21 protein-coding genes are annotated in these 22,480 nt (G+C 72.3%); 10 read left to right on the top strand and 11 right to left on the bottom strand.

The window, feature by feature from the left end; all coding sequences use genetic code 11:
* Positions 1-48 precede the first annotated feature (48 nt).
* The 4 genes from ACZ63I_RS23890 to ACZ63I_RS23905 all read right to left on the bottom strand — a co-directional run bounded on the left by ACZ63I_RS23890 (position 49) and on the right by ACZ63I_RS23905 (position 1,897).
* Entirely contained in the window at positions 49-441 is a 393-nt protein-coding gene (locus tag ACZ63I_RS23890) for a hypothetical protein (RefSeq protein ID WP_469341017.1), read from the bottom strand.
* Between the two features lie 98 nt (positions 442-539).
* Positions 540-740, bottom strand: coding sequence for a GNAT family N-acetyltransferase (locus ACZ63I_RS23895; protein ID WP_469341018.1), 201 nt, complete (start codon positions 738-740; stop codon positions 540-542).
* A 190-nt stretch (positions 741-930) separates the two neighbouring features.
* The gene (locus tag ACZ63I_RS23900) at positions 931-1,434 is read right to left on the bottom strand and encodes a YfbM family protein (protein WP_469341019.1); all 504 of its coding nucleotides are present in this window, start codon (positions 1,432-1,434) and stop codon (positions 931-933) included.
* Positions 1,435-1,468: 34 nt separating this feature from the next.
* Positions 1,469-1,897, bottom strand: coding sequence for a DUF4259 domain-containing protein (locus ACZ63I_RS23905; protein ID WP_469341020.1), 429 nt, complete (start codon positions 1,895-1,897; stop codon positions 1,469-1,471).
* A gap of 202 nt (positions 1,898-2,099) precedes the next feature.
* Here ACZ63I_RS23905 and lon point away from each other — a divergent pair, with 202 nt between their 5' ends.
* Positions 2,100-4,511: an endopeptidase La gene (gene lon, locus ACZ63I_RS23910; protein ID WP_469341021.1), complete on the top strand. Its 2,412-nt coding sequence runs from the start codon at positions 2,100-2,102 to the stop codon at positions 4,509-4,511.
* A gap of 173 nt (positions 4,512-4,684) precedes the next feature.
* A complete protein-coding gene (locus tag ACZ63I_RS23915) occupies positions 4,685-5,548 on the top strand; it encodes a helix-turn-helix domain-containing protein (RefSeq protein ID WP_469341022.1) in 864 nt (287 codons plus the stop codon).
* Positions 5,549-5,741: 193 nt separating this feature from the next.
* On the opposite strand, the gene ACZ63I_RS23920 is transcribed toward ACZ63I_RS23915, so the two are convergent.
* Positions 5,742-6,680: a lysozyme gene (locus ACZ63I_RS23920; protein ID WP_469341023.1), complete on the bottom strand. Its 939-nt coding sequence runs from the start codon at positions 6,678-6,680 to the stop codon at positions 5,742-5,744.
* A 206-nt stretch (positions 6,681-6,886) separates the two neighbouring features.
* On the opposite strand from ACZ63I_RS23920, the gene ACZ63I_RS23925 reads away from it, so the two are divergent.
* On the top strand, positions 6,887-7,381 hold the full coding sequence (locus tag ACZ63I_RS23925; protein ID WP_469341024.1) for a MarR family winged helix-turn-helix transcriptional regulator: 495 nt from the start codon (positions 6,887-6,889) through the stop codon (positions 7,379-7,381).
* Between the two features lie 35 nt (positions 7,382-7,416).
* Here ACZ63I_RS23925 and ACZ63I_RS23930 read toward each other — a convergent pair whose 3' ends face one another.
* Positions 7,417-8,199: a protein phosphatase 2C domain-containing protein gene (locus ACZ63I_RS23930; RefSeq protein ID WP_469341025.1), complete on the bottom strand. Its 783-nt coding sequence runs from the start codon at positions 8,197-8,199 to the stop codon at positions 7,417-7,419.
* 415 nt (positions 8,200-8,614) lie between these two features.
* Between ACZ63I_RS23930 and ACZ63I_RS23935 the strand changes: the two genes are divergently transcribed.
* From ACZ63I_RS23935 to ACZ63I_RS23955, 5 genes are all read left to right on the top strand, one after another.
* Positions 8,615-11,491: a sensor histidine kinase gene (locus tag ACZ63I_RS23935; protein WP_469341026.1), complete on the top strand. Its 2,877-nt coding sequence runs from the start codon at positions 8,615-8,617 to the stop codon at positions 11,489-11,491.
* Positions 11,488-11,982, top strand: coding sequence for a roadblock/LC7 domain-containing protein (locus tag ACZ63I_RS23940; protein ID WP_469341027.1), 495 nt, complete (start codon positions 11,488-11,490; stop codon positions 11,980-11,982). The genes ACZ63I_RS23935 and ACZ63I_RS23940 overlap by 4 nt, the downstream gene beginning before the upstream one ends.
* Positions 11,979-12,404 (top strand): DUF742 domain-containing protein, encoded by a 426-nt coding sequence (locus tag ACZ63I_RS23945; protein ID WP_469341028.1) that lies wholly within the window; start codon positions 11,979-11,981, stop codon positions 12,402-12,404. The genes ACZ63I_RS23940 and ACZ63I_RS23945 overlap by 4 nt, the downstream gene beginning before the upstream one ends.
* Positions 12,385-13,014, top strand: a complete 630-nt coding sequence (locus tag ACZ63I_RS23950) for a GTP-binding protein (protein ID WP_469341029.1) — start codon at positions 12,385-12,387, stop codon at positions 13,012-13,014. Before ACZ63I_RS23945 ends, ACZ63I_RS23950 begins: the two co-directional genes overlap by 20 nt.
* A 97-nt stretch (positions 13,015-13,111) precedes the next feature.
* Positions 13,112-14,350, top strand: coding sequence for a styrene monooxygenase/indole monooxygenase family protein (locus ACZ63I_RS23955; protein ID WP_469341030.1), 1,239 nt, complete (start codon positions 13,112-13,114; stop codon positions 14,348-14,350).
* Between the two features lie 22 nt (positions 14,351-14,372).
* Here the strand turns inward: ACZ63I_RS23955 and ACZ63I_RS23960 are convergent, their stop codons facing one another.
* The 5 genes from ACZ63I_RS23960 to ACZ63I_RS23980 all read right to left on the bottom strand — a co-directional run bounded on the left by ACZ63I_RS23960 (position 14,373) and on the right by ACZ63I_RS23980 (position 20,133).
* Positions 14,373-15,551 (bottom strand): C40 family peptidase, encoded by a 1,179-nt coding sequence (locus ACZ63I_RS23960; protein ID WP_469341031.1) that lies wholly within the window; start codon positions 15,549-15,551, stop codon positions 14,373-14,375.
* A 175-nt stretch (positions 15,552-15,726) separates the two neighbouring features.
* Positions 15,727-18,081 (bottom strand): outer membrane protein assembly factor BamB family protein, encoded by a 2,355-nt coding sequence (locus tag ACZ63I_RS23965; protein ID WP_469341032.1) that lies wholly within the window; start codon positions 18,079-18,081, stop codon positions 15,727-15,729.
* Positions 18,082-18,116: 35 nt separating this feature from the next.
* On the bottom strand, positions 18,117-18,392 hold the full coding sequence (locus ACZ63I_RS23970) for a hypothetical protein (RefSeq protein WP_469341033.1): 276 nt from the start codon (positions 18,390-18,392) through the stop codon (positions 18,117-18,119).
* A 14-nt stretch (positions 18,393-18,406) separates the two neighbouring features.
* Positions 18,407-19,138, bottom strand: coding sequence for a TetR/AcrR family transcriptional regulator (locus ACZ63I_RS23975; RefSeq protein WP_469341034.1), 732 nt, complete (start codon positions 19,136-19,138; stop codon positions 18,407-18,409).
* A 59-nt stretch (positions 19,139-19,197) separates the two neighbouring features.
* Positions 19,198-20,133, bottom strand: coding sequence for an AurF N-oxygenase family protein (locus ACZ63I_RS23980; RefSeq protein ID WP_469341035.1), 936 nt, complete (start codon positions 20,131-20,133; stop codon positions 19,198-19,200).
* Positions 20,134-20,371: 238 nt separating this feature from the next.
* Here ACZ63I_RS23980 and ACZ63I_RS23985 point away from each other — a divergent pair, with 238 nt between their 5' ends.
* Both ACZ63I_RS23985 and ACZ63I_RS23990 read left to right on the top strand, forming a co-directional pair.
* Positions 20,372-21,475: a ferritin-like domain-containing protein gene (locus ACZ63I_RS23985; RefSeq protein ID WP_469341036.1), complete on the top strand. Its 1,104-nt coding sequence runs from the start codon at positions 20,372-20,374 to the stop codon at positions 21,473-21,475.
* 67 nt (positions 21,476-21,542) lie between these two features.
* On the top strand, positions 21,543-22,463 hold the full coding sequence (locus tag ACZ63I_RS23990; RefSeq protein ID WP_469341037.1) for an ADP-ribosylglycohydrolase family protein: 921 nt from the start codon (positions 21,543-21,545) through the stop codon (positions 22,461-22,463).
* Positions 22,464-22,480: the final 17 nt, after the last annotated feature.

The following is a 22,480-nucleotide window of genomic DNA, read 5'->3' on the forward strand; positions in this document are numbered from 1 at the left end:
GGCGCCCGGCCGGTTCACGACAGCGCGGTCCGGTCGGTGCCGGTCCGGTCAGTGCGTGTGGTCGCCCGGGTGGGGTGCCGGGGCTGCCGGGCGGGTGTTGGTGTGGCCGCAGATCCAGGCCAGCGCTTCGTGGACGCCGTGGATGTAGTCGCGCGGGACCGTGCGCTGGGTGGCGTCCTCCAGTTGGACGACCGCCGCGTCCGTCTCCGCCGTGAGCAGGGGAAGGTCGGGGGCGCCGGAGCTGACCGCACCGGTGACCGGGGCGGTCTCGCCGCGGCCGAGGGCCCACAGGTAGGCCGTCAGGGAGCCGCGGGAGAGCTGCGTCTGCTGGGCGGTACCGGCGGCCACGTCGGCGAGCGCCCGATACGCCTCCTCCACCTCTGTGCGTGGCCGGGCGCCGACGCGCAATTCGTCGGGGGGTCCTGTCTGTTGAGTACTCATACCTGTTCACTTGTCCCCGCAGGCGCGGTAAATGTCTCGCCGAAACAGGTATGGCCGAGTCACACCCGGCGCTCGGCGGGGGCGTACGGCGGGGGTGATCAGGCGACCCGCAGGACGCCGGTGACCGGGCCGTGCAGCCGCCATCCGAGCGCGCTGTACAGGGCGCGTCCTTCGGTCGTGCCGGCGAGGATCCCGGTGGTGGCGCCGGCGTCGGCAGCCGCCGTTTCGAGGGTGCGCATCACGAGCCGGCCGAGGCCCTTTCTGCGATGTCCCGCGTCCGTCTCGACCTGGTCGACCACGGCACTCTCCCCGGCCAGCCCGACCTGCCCCCGCGCGGCCGGCTCTGGCAGAACTTGCCGCAGTACGTGCCCCGGCTGTCCGACGTCGATGCGACAGCCCCGGGGTTGCTCGACGGGAGTCGCTGTGGAACGGGAGACGGCCGCGGGCCCGGCCACTCGCGGCGCCGGTGTCCGGTCGTGGCGGCGGCCGTCAGTCCAGCCAGATGACCATGGCGTCCCCTGCGTGGGCCGCTGCCTGGAAGAACCGAGCCAACGCCTGGTAGTGGCTGGTCACGGAGTCGAGCGCCTCTCCGCGCTCCCAGACGATCGTGGGGTAGATGTCGGCCTTGGCGAGGTCCGCCGGACCCACACCTTCGACGAGCGTCTCGTGAGGGGTGGCGGCGAGTGCCGTGGCCGCGACGCTGACGCGTTCCGGGCTGAGAAAGCGGGGCGGCCCGTAGCCCCAGTCCGCAGCATCCGGTATCTGTTCCTCGCCGTGAATGATGTCGACGGGGAAGTCCACGCGGCGCAGCAGGAAGTCGAGCGCGTGCCACATCTTGTCGACGTCGTGGCAGCGCGCTTCGGACGATTCTGGTCTTGCTTCCGCCTCCGCCTCGATGAATTCATAGACGAACTCCTGCGCCCGGTCGGGGTCCTGGAGGGCCCGGTCGAGCTCGGCAGCGGTCAGGCGGGCGTACTCGCCGATGATGCTCATGGCCGGATGCTAAGGGCGGCCACTGACAGGCAGGTCAGGACAGGCGGAGCTGTTCGCCCGCCGGATCCGGCGCGAGTGCGGTCCGCAGCCGGTCGATGCCCGCCCGCCAGGGGCCGGCCTCCGCCTCCTCTTCCCACAGCTCAAGGAGTTCCGACGGCTCGCTCGCGACGCGATCGAGGCTCCGGAGGGCGAGGGCGCGCAGCCCGGTGAGGTCGGGGAGAGGCTTCTCCGGTCCGTAGTGAGAGTGCGCGGGCTCCCCGCCGGGACACTGCGCGGCGACCAGGGCCGCCGCCGCGACGGCCTCGTCGGCGACGTCCGCGTCGAGGTAGTCGGCGGTGTCGGCGACCCGGGTGAGCGCGTCCCTGACCAGCTCCTGGCGCGCGTCGGGGGCGGTGTCGTCGAGCTTGCCGCACCAGTCGGCGGCGGTGTCGTTGTCGAACGGGCCGATGTCCCAGGTGCCCATGTGTTCCTCCTGATCACGATGGCGTGCGGGCATCGTGGCAGGCACCACTGACAGTGGCGTCCGGCGCCGGACATCAGCGCCGTGACGAGGGGATTCGCGGGGTCGGACCGCTATCGCTCAGAGCGAACGGCCGTTGGGGAACATTGGCGGGCTCACTTGCATTGAGTCCACATAGCTCAACCTAACTGCCGAAGGGGAGATCATGGCCTCCATTTCCACCCCGCTCACGCTTCCCGTGCTGCCGCTCGACGACGAGGTCGTGCTGCCCGGCATGGTGGTTCCGCTCGACCTGTCCGACGCCGAGGTCCGCGCCGCCGTGGAGGCCGCTCAGGCCGCCGCGCGTTCGGGTGGGGCCGGTGCCGGGAAGCCTCAGGTGCTGCTGGTGCCACGGATCGACGGGTCGTACGCCGCGACCGGTGTGCTCGGCACCGTCGAGCAGGTGGGCCGGCTGTCCGACGGGGATCCCGGTGCGCTGATCCGCGGCAGAGGCCGCGTACAGATCGGCTCCGGTACGAGCGGACCCGGCGCCGCCCTCTGGGTCGAGGGCATCGCCGTCGACGAAGTGACCCCCGACCCGCTGCCCGGCTCGGTCACCGAACTGATCAAGGAATACAAGGCGCTCGCCACCGACTGGCTGAAGAAGCGCGGCGCCTGGCAGGTCGTGGACCGCGTCCAGCAGATCGACGGCGTGTCCGCGCTCGCCGACAACGCCGGTTACTCGCCCTTCCTGTCCACCGCCCAGAAGGTGGAGCTGCTGGAGACCACCGACCCGGTGGCCCGGCTGAAGCTCGCCATCAGCCAGCTCCGCGAGCACCTCGCCGAGCAGGACGTCGCCGAGTCCATCGCCAAGGACGTCCAGGAAGGCGTCGACAAGCAGCAGCGCGACTTCCTGCTGCGCCGCCAGCTCGAAGCCGTGCGCAAGGAACTGCGCGAGCTGAACGGCGAGGGCGACGAGGACGAGTCGGACGACTACCGCACCCGCGTCGAGGCCGCCGATCTCCCGGAGAAGGTGCGCGAAGCCGCGCTGAAGGAGGTCGAGAAGCTGGAGCGCTCGTCGGACCAGAGCCCCGAGGGCTCCTGGATCCGCACCTGGCTGGACACCGTCCTCGAACTGCCGTGGAACGAGCGCACCGAGGACGCGTACGACATCCAGGGCGCCAAGACGATCCTCGACGCCGAGCACGCGGGCCTGGAGGACGTCAAGGAGCGCATCACCGAATACCTGGCGGTGCGCAAGCGCAGGGCCGACCGCGGGCTCGGTGTGGTCGGCGGCCGGCGCGGCGGCGCCGTCCTGGCCCTCGTCGGGCCGCCCGGTGTCGGAAAAACCTCGCTCGGGGAATCCGTCGCGCACTCCATGGGACGCAAGTTCGTCCGGGTCGCGCTCGGCGGTGTCCGGGACGAGGCGGAGATCCGAGGGCACCGGCGCACCTACGTCGGCGCGCTGCCCGGCCGTATCGTCCGGGCGATCAAGGAGGCCGGTTCGATGAACCCGGTCGTCCTGCTGGACGAGATCGACAAGGTCGGCTCGGACTACCGCGGCGACCCGGCCGCCGCCCTGCTCGAAGTCCTGGACCCGGCGCAGAACCACACGTTCCGCGACCACTACCTGGAGGTCGAGCTGGACCTGTCCGACGTGGTGTTCCTCGCCACCGCCAACGTCCTAGAAGCCATCCCCGAGGCCCTGCTCGACCGGATGGAGCTGGTCAGGCTCGACGGTTACACCGAGGACGAGAAGGTCGTCATCGCCCGCGACCACCTGCTGCCCCGGCAGTTGGAGCGCGCGGGCCTGGAGACCGGCGAGGTCACCCTGGAGGACGGCGCCCTGCGCAAGCTGGCGGGCGAGTACACCCGCGAGGCGGGCGTACGGAACCTGGAGCGCGGCATCGCGCGGCTGCTCCGCAAGGTGGCGGCCCAGCACGAACTCGGCGAGCGCGAGCTGCCGTTCAGTGTCGGACCCGACGACCTGCGCGGCCTGATCGGCCGGCCGCACCACGTGCCCGAGTCGGCGCAGGACCCGGCCGAGCGGCGCACGGCGGTGCCGGGCGTGGCCACCGGCCTCGCGGTCACCGGCGCCGGCGGTGACGTCCTGTTCGTCGAGGCGTCGCTGGCCGACCCGGAGACGGGCGGCTCGGGTCTGACCCTGACGGGCCAGCTCGGTGACGTGATGAAGGAGTCCGCGCAGATCGCGCTCTCCTTCCTGCGCTCGCGCGGCGCCGAACTGGAGCTGCCGGTCGCCGACCTGAAGGACCGGGGTGTGCACATCCACTTCCCGGCGGGCGCCGTCCCGAAGGACGGTCCGAGCGCGGGCATCACGATGACGACCGCTCTCGCCTCGCTGCTGAGCGGGCGCCAGGTCCGCACGGACGTCGCCATGACGGGCGAGGTCTCGCTGACCGGGCGGGTGCTGCCCATCGGCGGTCTGAAGCAGAAGCTGCTGGCCGCGCACCAGGCGGGTATCACGACGGTCGTGATCCCCAAGCGCAACGAGGCGGATCTGGACGACGTACCGGCCGAGGTCCTCGACCGGCTGGAGGTCCACCCGGTGACGGATGTCCGCCAGGTGCTGGAGATCGCGCTGTCCCCTGCGGAGGTGCCGGTCCAGGCCGCTGCCTGAACCACCCCGCACCGGCGGCCGGGCACGGAACGATCTGTTCCGTGCCCGGCCGCCGCGCCGTGCGCCGTGCTGTGGAAGGAAGGGTTCCTGACGATCAACGGGCCATGGCCCCAGGTCAGTTGGTATGTCAGACTGACCGGTACGCAGGTGCAGTCCCGAGTGAGAAGTGTGATGTGAGCGAGCCCCGTTCCGCCCCGACGATCGGTCAGCTCGTCCTCGGCAGACAGCTCCAGGCCCTGCGCGAGAAGGCCGGCCTGTCCCGGGAGGACGCCGGCCGGCTGCTGCGGGTCACGGCCGCGACCGTGCGCCGGATGGAGATGGCCGAGGTCGCGCTGAAGATTCCGTACGTGCAGCTCCTGCTGCCCGCCTACGGGCTGCTCGCCGAGGACGTCGAGGTCTTCCTGCGGCTCGCCGACGAGGCCAACCAGCCCGGCTGGTGGCAGCGGTTCCACGACATCCTGCCCGACTGGTTCAGCGGCTACGTCAGCCTGGAGGAGGCGGCGAGCACCATCCGCTGCTACGAGCCGCACTTCGTACCCGGGCTGCTCCAGACCGAGGACTACGCGCGGGCGATCCTCACCACCGGCTCCGTCGGCCAGCGCGACCCCGCGCGGATCGAGCGGCACGTCGCGCTGCGGATGGAGCGCCAGAGCCTGCTCACCCGCCCCGACGCGCCGCGGTTCTGGGCGGTGCTGGACGAGACGGTGCTGCGCAGGCCCGTCGGGTCGGCCGAGGTGATGCGCGGTCAGCTCGACCGGCTGCTCGACGTCTCGGCCCAGCCGAACGTGACGCTGCAGATCGCCATGCTCTCGGCGGGGCACCACGCGGGGACGTACAGCCCGTTCGTGCTCTTCCGGTTCGACGTGCCGGAGATCCCCGACATGGTCTACATCGAGTATCTGACCGGCGCGCTCTTCCTCGACCAGCGGACCGAGGTCATGGAGCACCTGGAGGCGATGAACCGCATGGTGGCGCACGCGGAGTCCGCCCGCGACACCCGGGAGTTCCTCACCGACCTGCGCGCCCTGTACGGATGACGCCAAGCGCGGCGATGGCGGCGGGCGCGGCGATGGCGGCGGGCGCGGCGATGGCGGCGGGGGCGGGGGCGGGGGGGGGGGGGGGGTGGGGGGGGGGGGGGGGGGGGGGGGGGGGGGGGGGGTGGGGGGGGGGCGCGCCCCGGGCGGGGGGGGCGGGCGGGGGCCGCGCCGCATGCGGGGCGAAGGGCCGGGGTCAGCCGTTCGCGAGGGCCTGGACGCGGTCCAGGGCCCCGTTGAAGCGGTCGTGGTCGCCGACGGTCGGGCCCGTCGACGTGTACTGCCAGATCGTCTGGACGCCCCAGCCGGCCGGCAGGGCGCCGACCGTCGTGTTGTAGCGGGCCACCCAGAGCGGGTTCGTGCCGCCGAAGCCCGCGTAGTTGCCGGTGCAGGAGCTCCACCAGCTCGTCGCCGTGTAGATCACGGCGTCACGGCCGGTGCGCGACTTGTAGGTGTTCAGGAAGTCCCTGATCCAGCTCACCATCTGGCTGGGCGACTTGCCGTAGCAGGAGTCGCCGTACGGGTTCCACTCGATGTCGAGCACCCCCGGCAGCGTCTTGCCGTCGCGTGACCAGGCGCCGCCGTTGTCGGCGAAGTAGTTGGCCTGGGCCGCGCCGCTCGTGCTGTTGGGGGTGGCGAAGTGGTACGCCCCGCGGATCATCCCGACGCTGTACGCACCGTTGTACTGCTGTGCGAACGACGGGTTCTTGTACGAACTCCCTTCGGTTGCCTTGGTGTAAGCGAACCGGACGCCGCTGCTCCACAGGGCGGCCCAGTTCACGCTGCCCTGGTGGCTGGAGACGTCCACACCGTGCGTCTGGGTGACGCGGGTGTCGGGCGGCAGCCCGCCCTGCCCGTCGTGCGCGAGCACGCCCATGCCCATGTAGGCGGAGCCGGGCGCGGGCAGATCGGGGGCCGGCTGGGGGACAGGGACCGGCTGGGAGCCGGGTACCGGCTGCGTACCGGGTACAGGGCGGGTACCGGGTGCGTGCTGCGCACCGGGTACCGGTTGGGGGTCGGGGGTTGCCGCGGCCGCCGCACCGGGAAGGGTGAGCAGGAGCGCGAGGGTGGCCAGGAGAGCTGTGGTCGCCGCGACGAGCGGGCGGCCGGGTGTCACGGATCTGTGCACGGGCATTGCGTGCCTCCGGAAGACCTGGTGGGGGGATCTCATGGACGTGTCGACAAGTCGTGGTATGGACATGTCAGTGGTGACGCTACGCACGTAGACGTGACGATGGAAGGTTGCCACGCTGCTGCCGTTGGACTAAACCTGCGAAATAATGACGGAGCTGCGGCAATGGCCGCCTGTGAAAGAAACTTTCAGGAGCGGGAAAGCGCGTGATGGGTGCTGACGTGCACGGGAGTAAACCGGGAAATCAACCGGGCCCGGCCGGTACGAGTGGTGTGGACCACGAATTCCTCGCCCTGGAGCGGGAGCTGGCCGTGTTTCTGCGCCGGGCCAGATCGAATTCCGGCGAGATGGCGCGCGAGGTCCATCCCGAACTCGAACCGGCGGCTTATGGGCTGCTCGTCCGGCTGGAGGAAACCACCTGTCAGCGGGCCACCGAGCTGTCCGCCTATTTCGGCGTCGGCAAGGCGACCATGAGCCGCCAGCTCCGGGCGCTGGAGGACCTCGGGCTCGTCACCCGCGAGCGTGACCCCGCCGACGGGCGCGCTTCCCTCGTACGCCTCACCGGCGAGGGACTGGCCCGCTTCCAGCGGGTGCGCGACGCGCGCAGAGGCAGGTACGTACGCCAGCTCGCCGACTGGGACCGCGCCGAGATCGCCGAGCTGGCCCGGCTGCTGCACCACATGAACGCGCGCACCGGGAGCTGACGGCTCGCCCCGGGAAGGGCGCCAGGCGCGCTCGCTCACACCTCCACGTACGTCGCCGTCGCGTCGTCGCTCTTCTTGTGGCGGCGGAAGGCGGCGCCGTCCGGGTCGGTGTCCTCCGTCGCCCGTACGCGGTCGATCAGCTCCTGCGGACCGCTCTTGCGCACCAGCGCCAGCGCGTCGGCCCAGTCGCCCTCGTGGAACATCTCCACCCACCGCGCCGCGCCGTCCGTCAGGGCCAGCAGGGCGCGCACCTCGGCGGCCGGGGTGCGGCCCGTCACCGCCTTCGCCGCGGCGGACGGGTCGGCCGCGGCCGTGAAGAAGCCGCCCTCCGCGTTGCGCAGCGCGTCCGCCGACGCCGCCGACCGCAGGGCCGCGCGCGGGACGCGGTGCAGCCGGTCGTCCACGACGGCCCGTACCGCGCCGTCCGGCGCCTCCAGCAGCAGCGTCGAGTCGGAGAGCACCAGATGCTCGACGGTGTCGGCGCCCCAGCGGGCCAGCACCACGGTTGCCTGCGGGGTGCGCACGTGAGAAAGGTCACAAGTGTCACGATGTGCGTCGGCAGTGCGCCGGATGGCCTCGGCCAGGATCTCCGCCAGTGTCAGATCCCGTCGCGAAGCGGACAGTTCGGCCAGCGCGCCGCCGAGCCGGGCGGTGAACCAGGGCACACCGTGCACACATCCGACCTCGCCCGCCGGGGGCGTCACACCGTCCAGGACGATCAGCGAGCCGCCCTCGCCGGACGCCGGGAGGACCACGGATGTCCAGTCCTCGTTGGGCCGTTCGGTGACTCCGGGTGCTGTGGCGAGTTCGATGCGCATGGGCCAAGTCTGCACGAGTCCGCCGCGGCTCCCGCCGACTCCTTCACCGCGCCTGCACGTGCCGGGGAATTCCCGTACCGCCTGGTCAGCGGGACCGACCGAGCGGAATGATCTGTTCCGCGGAGCTGCGGGCGGGCATCCTGCCAAAGCGCGGGCGTAAGGTCCACCCGGCGCTCCGGGGCGGCACGCGGAGCGCTGATCCGGAAGTTGTTCGTCAACTCCTCCGTGATGTTCACTCGTTCAGGTGGCGGAGCGGCCGATGCGCGCCCCCCTCCCGGATGCGCTGGGATGGTCTGAAGCCGTGCCAGGGGTGGGGGTTGTCTCGTAGTGACCGGTCGTCACCTCTGCTTCATGGGCGGACGAGTCAAGAATGCGAGCACCGGTGCAGAAGAAGCGGCCTCGGGGCAACGGCGGCATGACAGCTAACCCTCCGGGCGAAGGGCGCCGTAAGCGGGTACGCGGCCGGCTGTTCGCCGGTGTGGCGGTCATCGCCGTCACGGTCGTCGCCGCGGGTGGGCCCGGCGTACTCGACGCCTCCACCCGGCTGAGCGACGCACAGCGGCTCGTCACCCTCGCCGAACTGAACCGGCAGACCGTGACGCTGGCCCACTCGCTGGCCGACGAACGCGACGAGGCGGTCGTGTACGTGGCGGCGGGACGCCCGGCGAAGGACGGCTCCGACGAGGAAGCCAAGAAAAAGGACGCGGACGGCCATCAGGTCTCCCGCGAGACCCGCGCCCGCGTCGACCGGCAGATCGACGAGATCCGCGCCACCGGATCCGCCTCGGCCGGGCTGCTCAGAGACCTCTCCACCGTGCCGTCGGTCCGCGCCTCCGCCCTCACCGGCAAGGACGCGGCCCCCGACACGTACCGGGCCTACTCCGACGTCATCGACGACCTGCACGCTGTCGCCGAGCGGCTCGCCGAACGCGCCCCCACCGAGGTGGCGGGAGACGTACGCGCCTCCGTCGACCTCGACAGCGCGGTCGACCGGGCCTCGGGCACCCGCGCCCTGCTGCTGGGCGCCCTGGCCGTCCCCGCCGACGCGGAGCCCACGACGGTCATCGACCCCGTCACCGGCCTCTCCGTGCCGTCCTCGGACGACGTGGCGGCCAACAAGAAGAACGACGCGGCGCGCGACGCGCTCAGCTCCGCCGCCCAGCAGACCCGTACGGGTGAACTCGCCGCGCTCGCCGACTTCGACCGCACCGCGGACAGCCAGGCGCGCGACTCGCTCGCCCGGACCGTCACAGGGCCGGACATCACGGCGGCCGACGGATATCTGAAACGGCTCACCGACCGCCCGGAACTGTCCGAGTCGGAACGCTCCACCGACCAGGAGAAGGTCAGGACCGCGCTTTCCGCCCGCATCGACCAGATGCGCGGCGTCGAGGCGGGACTCGGCAGCGCCCAGCTCACCGCGCTCGAAAAGATCCGCGACGACGACGTCACCGCGCTGGAGCTGCGCTTCGCGCTCCTCGGCGGCCTGCTGCTGATCGCCGTCGGTGTCGCGACGGCCGTCGCCCGCACCCTGACCCGGCCGCTCGCCGTGCTGCGCATCGGCGCCGCCCGGCTCGCCGAGGCGCCCGAGACGGCCGAACCGGTACGGTTCACCGGCCGCAACGACGAGTTCGCCCAGGTCGTACGGTCCCTCAACACGCTGCACAGCAAGGTCGCCGGCCTGTCGGCCCGGCCCCATCCCGCGGGCGGGGACACGACCGTCCCGATCGGCGCCAGTGCGAAGGCCGCGGCGCAGCGCGCCGAATCCCAGGAGCGCGCCGAATCGCACGGGGGCACCGACCTCCAGGAGCACGCGGAACTGCGGGAGCACGCGGACCGGCTCACCGCCGAGCTGGCCCAGCTCCGGCACACCGTCGAGCACACCTTCGTCAACCTCTCGCTGCGCTCCCTCGGCCTCGTCGAGCGCCAGCTCGGCGTCATCGAGTCGCTGGAGGAGCGCGAGCAGGACCCGGACCGGCTCGCCACGCTCTACAAGCTCGACCATCTCGCGACGGTCATGCGCCGCCACAGCGAGAACCTGCTGGTCCTCGCCGAGCACGAACACGGCCACAGCCACCCGGGCCCGGTGCCGCTCGTGGACATGCTGCGCGCCGCCGTCAGCGAGATCGAGCGGTACGAGCGGATCACCATCCAGTCGCTGCCCGCGCACGCGCAGGTGGCCGGCTTCGCCGCCGACGACCTCAGCCATCTCGTCGCCGAACTGCTGGAGAACGCCACGTCGTTCTCGCCGCCCGAGGCCGGGGTCGAGCTGTCCGGCTGGCTGCTGGAGAGCGGCGAGGTGATGGTCTCCGTCCAGGACCAGGGCATCGGCATGCCGGAGGACCGGCTCACCGAGCTGAACGCCCTGCTGGACGAGGCCACCCAGAGCGATCGGGGCGAGCAGGGCGCGCGTGACGCCTGGGGCACGCCCGGCGCACCGGCCGAGAGCGAGGGCCTGGGACTGCGGGTGGCGGCCCTCCTCGCCGCGCGGCACGGCGTACGGGTCCATCTGCGCAAGCACGAGGACGGCGGGCTCGCTGCCGTCGTCGTCCTGCCGCAGGCGCTGCTCCCCGCGACGCGGCCCTCGACCGGTCCGGTCCCGGCCGCCGCTTACCCGCCGCCGGTGGCGGGACCCGCGCCCGCCGTCCACCAGCCGGGCTCGGTCGCGGAGGCCAACTCCAACGCGCTGCCGACCCGGCAGACCGCCCCCGCCCCCGACCCGGACCCGCTGATCGCGGCGGCCGAGGAGACGATCCGCGCGGCGGAGAGCGGGGCGGCGGCGCCCGCACAGGTCCGTCAGGACCCGTACGCCGTCGGCCCCGACACGCACGAGCGGGCCGACGTCGACCAGGACACCTTCACCATGCGGCTGCCCCGGCAGCAGAGCGCGGAGCGGGCGCCCGAGCCCGTCGCGGCGGCACCCGAACCCGAATCCGCACACGCACCCGCACCTGAATCCGCACCAGAACCCGCACCCGAACCCGAATCCGAATCCGCACAGACAGGACCGGAGTCCGATCCGGTCACCGACAAGGGACTGCCCAAGCGAACCCCCAAGGTCGTCAAGGCGGCGACCGAGCCGACCGGACGCACCGGCAGCGTCGACGCCGAGGAGCTGCGCCGCCGGCTCGGCGGCTTCCACCAGGGCGCGAAGGACGGCCGGCGCGATGTCGAGGCCGAACTCACCGAGCGTTCCGACCAGGCGGACGTCACCGACCCGATAGCGTCCGGAGCGCGGGACGGGGAACGTGACGAAGAGGCGGGGGAGACAGTCGAGGAGGCACGCAGTTGACAGCGACCGGCACATTCGGACTGAGTAGCGAAGCCCGAAACATGCACTGGCTGTTGAGCAACCTCGTGGAGGAGGTGCCAGGAGTACGTTCCGTCGCCGTCGTCTCGTCCGACGGACTGCTGCTGCTCTCCTCCGCCCAGGAGCACAACAGCGCGGCGGCCGAGGCGGCGGGCGGTGCGCCACGCGGCGAAGGACCGCGCGGCGCGGGCGCCGATCTCGCCACCATCGTCTCGGGCATCGCCAGCCTCACCATCGGCGCGGCGAAGCTCATGGACGGCGGCGGGGTCAAGCAGACGATGGTCGCCATGGAGGAAGGCAGTGTCTTCATCATGTCCATCAGCGACGGCTCGCTGCTCGGCGTGCACGCCGCGCCCGACTGCGACATGAGCGTCGTGGCGTACCACATGGCGCTCTTCGTCGGCCGCGCCGGACACGTACTGACGCCCGAACTCCGCAGCGAGCTGCGCAAGTCCATGGAGAACGCCCGATGACCGCCGCCACCGGGTCCACCGGCGCCCAGGCCCGCAGACTCCCGGTGCGCGGCGGCGACCGCCGCCCCGCGCGGGTCCGCCCGTACTCGCTCACCGGCGGCCGTACCCGCTTCGGGCACGTGCTGCTCGTCGAGACGCTGGTCGCCGCGATCGAAGCGGCGGACGAGCGCAGGGAACTGACCGACGGCGGGGCCGCTTCGCGGGTCATGCCGGAGATGCGGGCCATCGTCGAACTGTGCCGCCGGATGCGCACGGTCGCCGAGATCTCGGCGCTGCTGAAGATGCCGCTCGGGGTGGTCAGGGTGCTCCTCAGCGACCTGGCCGACCAGGGAAAGATCCGTGTGTACGGGACGGGGCACGGCACCGGCCAGCCCGACCGCGCGCTGCTGGAAAGGGTGTTGGATGGACTCCGCCGTCTCTGAGGTCACCGCTGCTGCCCCGGCGGCCGAGGAACAGCTCCAGGACTGGCAGTTGGACCACACCCGCGCACCCGTCGCCACGAAGATCGTCGTGGCGGGCGGCTTCGGTGTCGGCAAGACGACCTTCGTCGGCTCCGTCTCGGAGATCACGCCGCTCCAGACCGAGGCGCTGATGACGCAGGCGAGCGAGGGGACCGACGATCTCAGCGCGACGCCCGCCAAGCTCACCACGACCGTGGCGATGGACTACGGGCGGATCACGCTCTCCAGCGACCTCGTGCTGTACATCTTCGGCACACCCGGCCAGCAGCGGTTCTGGTTCATGTGGGACGACCTGGTGCGCGGCGCGATCGGCGCCGTCGTGCTCGCCGACACCCGGCGGCTGTCCGACTGCTTCCCTGCTCTCGACTACTTCGAGAGCTGCGGGCTGCCGTACGTCGTCGCCGTCAACCACTTCGAAGGCAGCGAGCTGTTCGAGCCGGCCGACGTACGTGAGGCACTGTCCGTCCCCGCGCACATTCCCGTGCTGACCATGGACGCGCGCAACCGGGCCACGGCCGTCGAGTCGCTTCTCACGCTGGTGCAGCACGCACTCGACAACACCCGAGAGTAGCCTGCGGACCGTCCGAACCCCCCTCGCGACGCCGCCCCCCACCCGACCAGTTCACGCACCGCGCACAGCGCGCCACGCACCCGACGGAGACACCGCCATGCGGAAGATACTCATTGTGGGAGCCGGCCAGTCCGGTCTCCAACTCGCCCTCGGACTCCAGTCCCAGGGCTACGAGGTCACCCTGATGTCCAACCGCACGGCGGACGAGATCCGGACCGGCCGGGTCATGTCCACCCAGTGCATGTTCCACACCGCGCTCCAGCACGAGCGCGATCTCCAGCTCAACTTCTGGGAGTCGCAGGCCCCGAGGATCGAGGCGCTCGGCGTCTCCGTCGCGGCGCCCGACGCGACCCGGGCCGTCGACTGGGTCGGCACGCTCGACGGCTACGCCCAGTCCGTCGACCAGCGGGTCAAGATGGCCGGCTGGATGGAGACCTTCGCGCAGCGCGGCGGCCAGTTGGTCATCCACGGCGCCGCCGTCTCCGACCTGGACTTCTTCGCCCGCACGTACGACCTGGTGCTCGTCTCCGCGGGCAAGGGCGAACTGGTCTCCATGTTCGGCAGGGACGCGGCACGCTCCCCGTACGACGCCCCGCAGCGCGCCCTCGCTGTCGCCTATGTGCACGGTCTCGGCCCGCGCCCGGAACACCCGGAGTTCGACGCGGTGCGGTGCAATCTCGTGCCGGGCGTCGGCGAGCTGTTCGTCATGCCGACCTTCACCACCAGCGGGCGCGCCGACATCCTCTTCTGGGAGGGCGTGCCGGGCGGCCCGCTCGACGCGTTCCAGGGCGTCAAGGATCCGGCGGAACACCTCTCGCTCACCTTGGAGTTGATGGAGCGCTTCACGCCGTGGGAGTACGCGCGCGCCACCAAGGTCGAGCTGACGGACGCCAACGGGACGCTCTCCGGGCGGTACGCGCCGACCGTACGCAACCCCGTGGGGCAACTGCCCGGCGGCGGGCTCGTCCTCGGGGTCGCCGATGTCGTCGTCGCCAACGACCCGATCACCGGGCAGGGCTCCAACTCGGCGGCCAAATGCGCCGCCGCGTACCTCGAAGCGATAGTGGCGCACGGCGACGGCGAGTTCGACGAGGCGTGGATGCGGTCCGCGTTCGACCGCTACTGGGACACCGCCCGGCATGTCACCAAGTGGACCAACGCCATGCTGGGCGCGCCGCCGGAGCATGTGCTCAACCTGATCGGCGCCGCCGGCCAACTCCAGCCGGTCGCCGACCGGTTCGCCAACGGCTTCAACGATCCGGCCGACTTCGAGAACTTCTTCTACGAGCCCGACCGGGCCAACGCCTATCTCGCCGAGGTGGCGGCCACCGCCTGACGGCGCCGCTTCCCGGCCGGGGTCACAGCGCCGCGTCCGGGCGTACGGCGCCGAGCAGCGGGCTCGACGCGATCGGCGACACCTTGACGGCGGCGCCGGGGCGCGGCGCCTGGACGACCTTTCCGTCGCCCAGGTAGATCGCCACGTGCGTGGCCTTGGGGAAGTACACCACCAGGTCGCCGGGGCGGAGCCGGTTCAGCGGCACCCGGGGGAGCCGCCGCCACTGCTCCTGGCTGGTGCGCGGGATGGTCCGCCCCGCGTGCGCCCAGGACTGCGAGGTCAGCCCGGAGCAGTCGAAGGCTTTGGGCCCCTCGGCGCCCCACTCGTACGGCTTGCCGACCTGCCCGACGGCGTACCGCACGGCGGCGCCGCCCTGCGCCGACGGCGCGATGCGGGGGGTTCCGCGCGTCTGGCTCTGCGGGCCGAGGGCGCCCGAGTCGACCAGTTGCCGCTGGGCCGCCTCCGTGCCGCTCCGCTCAAGGGAGTTGAGCTGGGCGACCTGGTCGCCGCTGAGCCCGGCGAGCAGTGCGGTGACCTGGCGGAGCTTCGCCGCGGCCGTGTCGCGCTGCTGCTTCTTGCGCGCGGTGAGCGCCTGCTGCGTGGCGAGCGCCTTGCGGGACGCGGTGGCGAGGGCGTCGGCGCGCTTCTCGCCCTCGGCGAGACCGGAGAGCGTCGCCGCCCTGCCGCGTGCGGCGCGCGCCAGCAGCCGCCCCTGGTCGACCGCGTGCTGCGGGTCGTCGGCGAGCAGCAGCCGCAGATAGTCGGAGAGGTCGGACTGGCCGTGGTACTGGGCGCGGGCGAGCTGTCCGACGTCGGCGCGGTTACGGGCGAGGGCCGCGCGGGCCTGCGCGAGCGAGGCGGTCAGCTTCTTCGTGGCGGCGCGCTGGCGGGTGAGGGCCACCTCGGTGGCGTTGTACGCCTCGCCCGCCTCCTCCGACTGCTGGTAGAGCTGCTGAAGCCGGGTGAGCATGGCGGGGACGGACTCCGGGACGGCGGCGGGCGCGGCGGGTGCGCCGGGTGCGCCGGGTGCGGGTGCGCCGGGTGGCCCCGGTGCCGGGGTCGCGGTGGTCGCGGCGGGGGACGGGGCCGCGCCGCCGCCCGGCGGCTCGGCGACGGCGGGCGCGGCGAAGGGCACCGCCGCCAGCACGGTCGCGGCGGCCAGCGCCGCCGTACAGACGGATCGCAGAAGTCTGCCTGACACGTCATCACCTCCGGTTGCGGTGCGGAGTGTCCAGTCCTAGGTGATGATCATCCGATAAGTGGGGTGATCGGGCCGTAGGTAGGCAGTACGGCCCAACGGAGTCACCCCGGGCGGGCCGATCCGTATGCCATGCGGCGTGGCGGGTGGCGGCCGGGGCGGCGGCCTGCGGACCCGGTCAGCCCAACGGCAGCAGATAGAACATGCGGTCGCGTCCGACGACGACGTCCTTCCCTGCGGCCAGGGCGCGGTAGGACGGCGGTGCGGACGAGGTACCGGGGGCTGACGCGGTACCGGGGGCATCGCCCGCGTTCTGGAACTTCCACAGCCGCCGGCCGTCCGCCGCGTCGAACGCGGTCAGTTGACGACCGTCCCCGGCGAGCAGCGTCCTGCCACCGGCGACGGGTGTCACCGCCGGCACCCCGCTCCACACGGCGGCCTCCGTGGACCGCTTCCAGCGCGTGTCGCCGGTGGCCGGGTCGATCGCGTACACGTCCTGGAACCGGTTGGCGACATACAGCGTGGAGCCGTCCACGGCCCCGGTCCCGAAGGCGAGCGGCTCTGTTCCGGCGCCGGCGGCCTTGCCCTTCAGCAGCCAGCGCTGTTTGCCGCTGCCCGCGCCGACGGCGTACAGGTCGGCGCCCGCCGCGCCGAACAGCAGCCCGGTCTCGTCGCCCGCCACGGCGCCGCCGGGCGGCACGGCGCCCAGCACCTTGGACCACGTGCGGGCGCCGGTGGCCCGGTCGAAGGAATGGAACATCGAGCGGCCCTTGGCCGCCTTGAGCTGGGCGGGCGTCAGCGACTTGCTGTCCTGCCGTACGACGATCTCGTCGGGCAGCAGCGCGACGAGCTGGTACCTCGGGACGTACGGCGCACGGCCGTTGGAGACGGCGGCGCGCCACAGCAGTTTGCGTCCGGTGACGTCGTACGCGAACAGGTAGCTGCGGACGGCCGGTTCGGCCGCCGTACCGGTCTTCACCGCGCCGGTGAGCCAGACGACCGAGCCGGACTGCCCGGTGATCCCGGACAGCTCCAAAGCCCCGCCGTCGGCCAGTTGGTCCGCGAACGGGACGCGGTGCCGGACCGCGCCGTCGACCGGCGAGAGCCAGCGGAACGCGTCGGCCCCGACGACGAAGACCAGCCCGTCGGGCGTCGGCTGCGCCCGCAGCACCGACCCCGCCTCCGGCCGCTCCCAGCGGACCCGCCCGGTGTGGACGTCGACCAACGTGGTGGCGGCGGACGCCGTCAGGACGAGATACCGGTCCTGCAGCACGGCCGCGGCCGCCTCGCCCTGATGCTGGTAGGCCCACCGGGGCTCGGGCGGCACCCCGGGAACGGCGACCCGCCGTGCGACCGGCTTCGCCGCGACGGGAGCGTCCTCTCCACCGGAGCCGAACGCCAGCACCCCGCCCCCGCCCACCACGAGCCCAGCGGCCCCGGCCAGCGCACCGACCAGCAGCGAACGCCGGTCGAGCCGCGCGAAAGGGGAGGCGCCGGCGGGTGGCCGACCGGGCACGGGCGGCGGAGTGGGCCGAGCGACGGGCGGCGGCCCGGCGGGCGGCAGGGCGGCGTGCGCGGGGGCCACCGGCGGGGCGGCGTGCGCGGGGGCCACCGGCGGGGCGGCGCCCGGCGGCTGCGACCCCGCCAAACCCGCCAACCCCGCCACTCCCGCCGCCCGTTCCGCGACCGCCGCCGTCAGGCGCTCCGGCAGCCAGCCGTCCGCTACCAGTGCTGCCGCGCCCTCCAGGGCCAGTGCCGCTGCCACCTGGCCCGCCGTCGGGCGGCGGGTCGGTTCCTTCGCCAGGCAGGAGGCCAGCACCTTGCGCAACTCGGGCGGTACGGCGTCGAGTCGGGCCTGCGCCGCGCCGATTTCCGTGCTGTCGGCGAACGGGGTCGTGCCGGTCGACGCGTACGCCAGCAGCAGGCCCAGGACGAAGATGTCGGAGGCCGTTCCCGGTTCGCCGCCCGCGACCTGTTCCGGGGTGAGGTAGCCCAGCCGTACCGACAGCCGGCCGCCCGTGTCCAGCCGCGCGGACGCCGCCGCGCCCAGCGCGCCGAAAGCCGTGAGGCGCGGGCCGTCGGCGGCGAGCAGGACGGTTTCGGCGGACAGGCCCTGCAGGACCGTGCCCGCCGGGTGCACGCGGGCCAACGTCTCGGCCAGGGCCGCGCCCAGGACCCGTACCGACCGCTCGGGCAGCGGCCCGGCGACGGCGATGGCCTCCGCGAGCGTCAGCCCCGGCACATAGGCGCTGGCCGCCCAGGGCGCCGGGTCCGCCGACTCGTCCGTACGGGAGTCGAGCGGCGGCCGCACCCAGCCGCCGGCCAGCCGCTCGGCCGTGCGCACCTCGGCCTCGAAGCGGCGGCGGAAGGCCGCCGCACCGGCCAGTTCGGGGCGGGCCACGGACAGGACGACCACCGGGGCGCCCTCGTCGGCGCGGCGCGCGAGATACTCCACCGCGCTCGCGCTCCCGCCGCCGCGCGCGAGCAGTGTGTACGGCCCGACCCGGCCTAAGACATGGCCTACCGGCTCCATGACGAGCCTCCCCCTGGTGACACGGTCTCGCGATCTTATGGCGTGCTGTTCGGTTTCGACCAGGGCCACTTCAGGGTGCGGGGTTCGTGTCCCTCGGGCACGTACTCGTACGTCCAGCCGCGCTGCAGCCCGAGCCGCTTGGTGTAGCCGGCGGGGGTGCGCCGGTACGAGTGGACGGTGGGCGGCCCGCCGCCGGCGTCGGGGACCGGCAGGTCGTACCACTTGGGCGGCTGGCCCGTAGGACCAGGCATGACGGGCAGCACGCGCCCGTCCAGCGGCCCGCCGACAAAGAGGGTGTCTTCGCTTCTCACCCGCCCAGTCTCGCTCAGCCCGCCCCGATCGCCTCGCCCACGAGCGGCACCACCCGCCGGGCCAGCGTCCCCACCGGACCCTCCGGGTCCTCGTGGCGTACGAGCACGCGCACCGCGAGCGCCGTCTCCTCGTCCGTGGCGGCCGTGGCGACGAGCAGCGCGACGAGATGGTCGACCAGCCAGTCACGCAACTCGCCGGCCGGCGGCTGCTTGTCCTCGTCCAGCCATATGAGTGACGCCGACTCGACCGCGGCGATCCACGTCCGCACCATCATCCGCATCCGGGGCCCCGGCGCCGACCCGCCGGCCGGCGCGATGTGCAGCAGGATCTGCCCGGCCGCCGCCCTGCGCACCTCGTCCACGATCGCGGTGGTGCGGGAGGTCTCGCAGACGCTGCCGCCCCGCAGCAGCGCGCTGAACCCGGCGTCGTGCTGGTCGACGAAGGACAGGTACCGGTCGAGGACCCGCTTCAGCCGCTCGGTGGGCGGCCCGGTCTGCGGTTCGGTGAAGCACAGCTCCAACTGGTCGGCGGACGAGCGCAGCGCGGCCTCGTACAACTGCTGCTTGCCGCCGGGGAAGTAGCGGTAGACCAGCGGCCGGGACACCCCGGCCGCCGCCGCCACGTCGTCCAGGGCGACCTCCTCCGGTGCCTGGTGCGCGAAGAGCGTCAGGGCCGCGTCGAGGAGCTGGGTGCGGCGCGCCTCGACGCTGAGCCGTCGGTACGCGGGCGTGGCTGGCGCGGTCATGTTCCGCAGCGTAACGGCATCGCCCGCGTCCGGTACCGCGAGCGACCGGGTCCGCGCGGTCAGGCGAGCAGCCCGGAGGAGCGCCACATCTTGCGTCCGGGGCCGCGCAGCACCCCGATGTCGTCCAGGAAGTCGGTGAGCTTCTTGGCGCCCGACTGCATGACCTCGCGCCGGTGGCCGCTCGCCCGCACCTGCGCGACGGCCTCGCGGCGGTCGAGACCGACGTTGTCGTACACCTGCGGGTTGACGAAGCAGACGGAGAAGACCTTGGCCGCCTGGCCGCTGCTGAGCCGGGTGAACTCCTGCTCCCAGCGCGGCGCCGTCACCATCTGGCGGCGCAACTCCTCCCGGGCGTACCGGACATGGCGGGCCTCCTCGATGACATGGATCCGGGTCACCCCGCGCACCAGTGACTGCACCCGCTCGTCGGGGAAGGTCAGCCGCTGCATCCAGTCGAGGATCTCCTCACCGAGCAGGGTCGCGGCGAACGAACCCGGCGTGGTGGAGGCGGTCTTGAGGACCCGCGCCAGATTGTGGTGGAAGCGCGGCACGGGGTACGAGGGGGCGCCGCCCTTCTGGATCATCCGCGCGAACATCATCGAGTGCCGGCACTCGTCGGCTATCTCGGTGAGCGCGTACCTGACGTGGTTGCTGGTCACCGACTTGTCGTAGATGTGCCGGACCAGGAGCTGCATCAGGATGATCTCGAACCAGATGCCGAGCGAGGCGAGCGACGCCGCCTCGTGCCTGGCCAGGTCCATCCGCCGCTCCTCGGGCATCTTCCGCCACAGCGGGGTGTCGTAGAGCGAGACCAGCTCGGGCGGCCAGAACCACTTGCCCTCCTCGATCGGCGCGTCCCAGTCGAGTTCCTTGTCCGGGTCGAAGGAGTGCCTGGCCGACGATTCGAGCAGCCGCTGGGCGACCTGCTCGCGGTCGCGTAGCGGGCCCAGAGCGTCGCTGAGCAGCCGCATGTCGCCTTCGGTCACTGCTGTCATGGCTGAGCGCACCTCGCACCTCGGGACGGGACCGGTGGGTGTTACCGGCGGTACCCTTATGAGACCTCGTGTCAGTAAGGACGTCAATCCCCCCGGCGCGACGGGTGCGCCGGCTGTCGGCGCGGCCCGGCGCCGACTTGTTGACTCCGGGTCTACCAACGTGTGAGCCTGCCAACAGTCCAGCCGACGAGGGTACTTACACCACCGTGAGGCCCGTGAGGCCGAGGAGCTGCTGCCTGTGTCGACGCGCGACCTCTACACCGACGCCCCCGAAGAGACCGTCTGGCAGGTCCCTGCCGCGGGCTCGGCCCGCTTCCAGTGGGACTACGACAACGGCCGTGACCGGCTCCTCGCCCTCTACCAGAAGGGCAAGGACAAGCAGTGGGACGGCGCCCGGCGCATCGACTGGGAGCTGGAGGTCGACCCGTACGACCCCCTCGGCACCCCCGACGAGGCGCTGAACCTCTACGGCACCCGCTACTGGGCCAAGATGACCGACAAGGACAAGGGCGAGCTGCGCAAGCACTACACGGCCTGGCAGTTCAGCCAGTTCCTGCACGGCGAGCAGGGCGCGATGGTGTGCGCGGCGCGGATCGTCGAGTCGGCGCCCGACCTCGACGCGAAGTTCTACTCGGCCACCCAGACCATGGACGAGGCCAGGCACGCCGAGATCTACGGCAGGTTCCTGCACGAGAAGGTCGGGATGCTCTACCCGATCAACGACAACTTGCAGGCCCTGCTGGGCGATACCCTCCGCGACTCCCGCTGGGACATGCCGTACCTCGGCATGCAGGTCCTCATCGAGGGCCTGGCGCTCGCCGCCTTCGGCATGATCCGCGACACGACCAACAAGCCGCTGCCGAAGCAGATCCTGGCGTACGTCATGCAGGACGAGGCCCGGCATGTCGCCTTCGGCCGGATGGCGCTGCGCGACTACTACAAGCAGCTCACCGACGCCGAACTGCGCGAGCGCGAGGAGTTCGTCATCGAGGGTTGCTACCTGATGCGCGACCGGCTGCGCGGGGTGGAGGTGCTGGAGAACTTCGGCGTACCGAAGGCGGAGGCCGAGGAGTTCTCCGAACAGTCCGAATTCCTCCAGTTGTTCAGGAAACTGCTGTTCAGCCGGATCGTGCCGTGCGTCAAGGACATCGGCCTGTGGGGCGAGCGGCTGCAGAAGGCCTATCTGGACATGGGCGTCTTCGACCTCGGCGACTCCAACCTGGACCTGCTGATGACCCAGGACGAGGAGATCGCCGAACAGCTCGACAAGGACCGCTTCGCCGCCGAGGAGCGGGAGCGGGTCGCCGAGGTGACGGACGCGATAGCGGAAGGCGGGAGTTGACGAGGCAGGGGCGGGCAGCCGGTAAAGGCACGTGCAGTTGACCGGTCGGAACACCAGGATGGTTCGCATGCCTGCCACTTCGGGATACACCCCGCTCCCCGGTTCGGCCGCCGCGTCCCGTACGGCCGCTCGCCGCAGTCTCGAAGGGCTGGCGACGGGCGACGCGTTCGGCGAGCGCTGGTTCCCGCTCTTCCGCGCGCCCGACACGGCCGCTGCGGAGATCAAGGCCCGCCGCACTCCGCAGGAGCAGCGCTGGCCCTGGACGGACGACACGGCCATGGCCCTCGCGATCCAGCGGGTCCTCGAAGAGCTGGGCGCCGTCGACCAGGACCGGCTGGCCGCCCACTTCGCCCTCGCCTTCGAGACGGACCAGGCGCGCGGCTACGGCCACGGCATGCACCTGCTGCTGCCCGCCCTGCTGCACGAGCCCGAGAGCTGGCGCACCCTCGCGCCGCGGCTGTTCGACGGCGGGAGCCTCGGAAACGGCGCGGCCATGCGGGTGGCGCCGCTGGGCGCGTGGTTTGCCCACGACCTCGGCCAAGTGACCGAGCAGGCCACGCTGTCCGCCGAGGTGACCCACAGCCACCCGCAGGGCATCGCGGGCGCCGTGGCGGTCGCCGTCGCCGCCGCGCTGTCGACCCGGCACGAACTGTCGCTGGACGCGGTGACGGACGCGACACCGCCGGGTGCCGTACGGGACGGCCTCGCCAGGGCCGCGAAGCTGCCGTTCGGCACGGCACCCGCCGAGGCGGCCGAAGTGCTCGGCAACGGCAGCCGTATCCGCGCCGACGACACCGTCCCCTTCGCGGTCTGGACGGCGGCCCGGCACAGCGACGACCTGACGGCCGCCCTGTGGTCGACGGCCGAGGCGCTCGGGGACGTCGACACGACCTGCGCCATCACCGGCGGCATCGTGGCGGCGCGCACCGGGACGGACGGCCTGCCGGGGGAGTGGCTGGAGCGCCGCGAAGGACTGCGGTCCGTCTGACGGGGGCCGGTACGGTA

Source organism: Streptomyces sp. NPDC087906 (assembly GCF_055584925.1).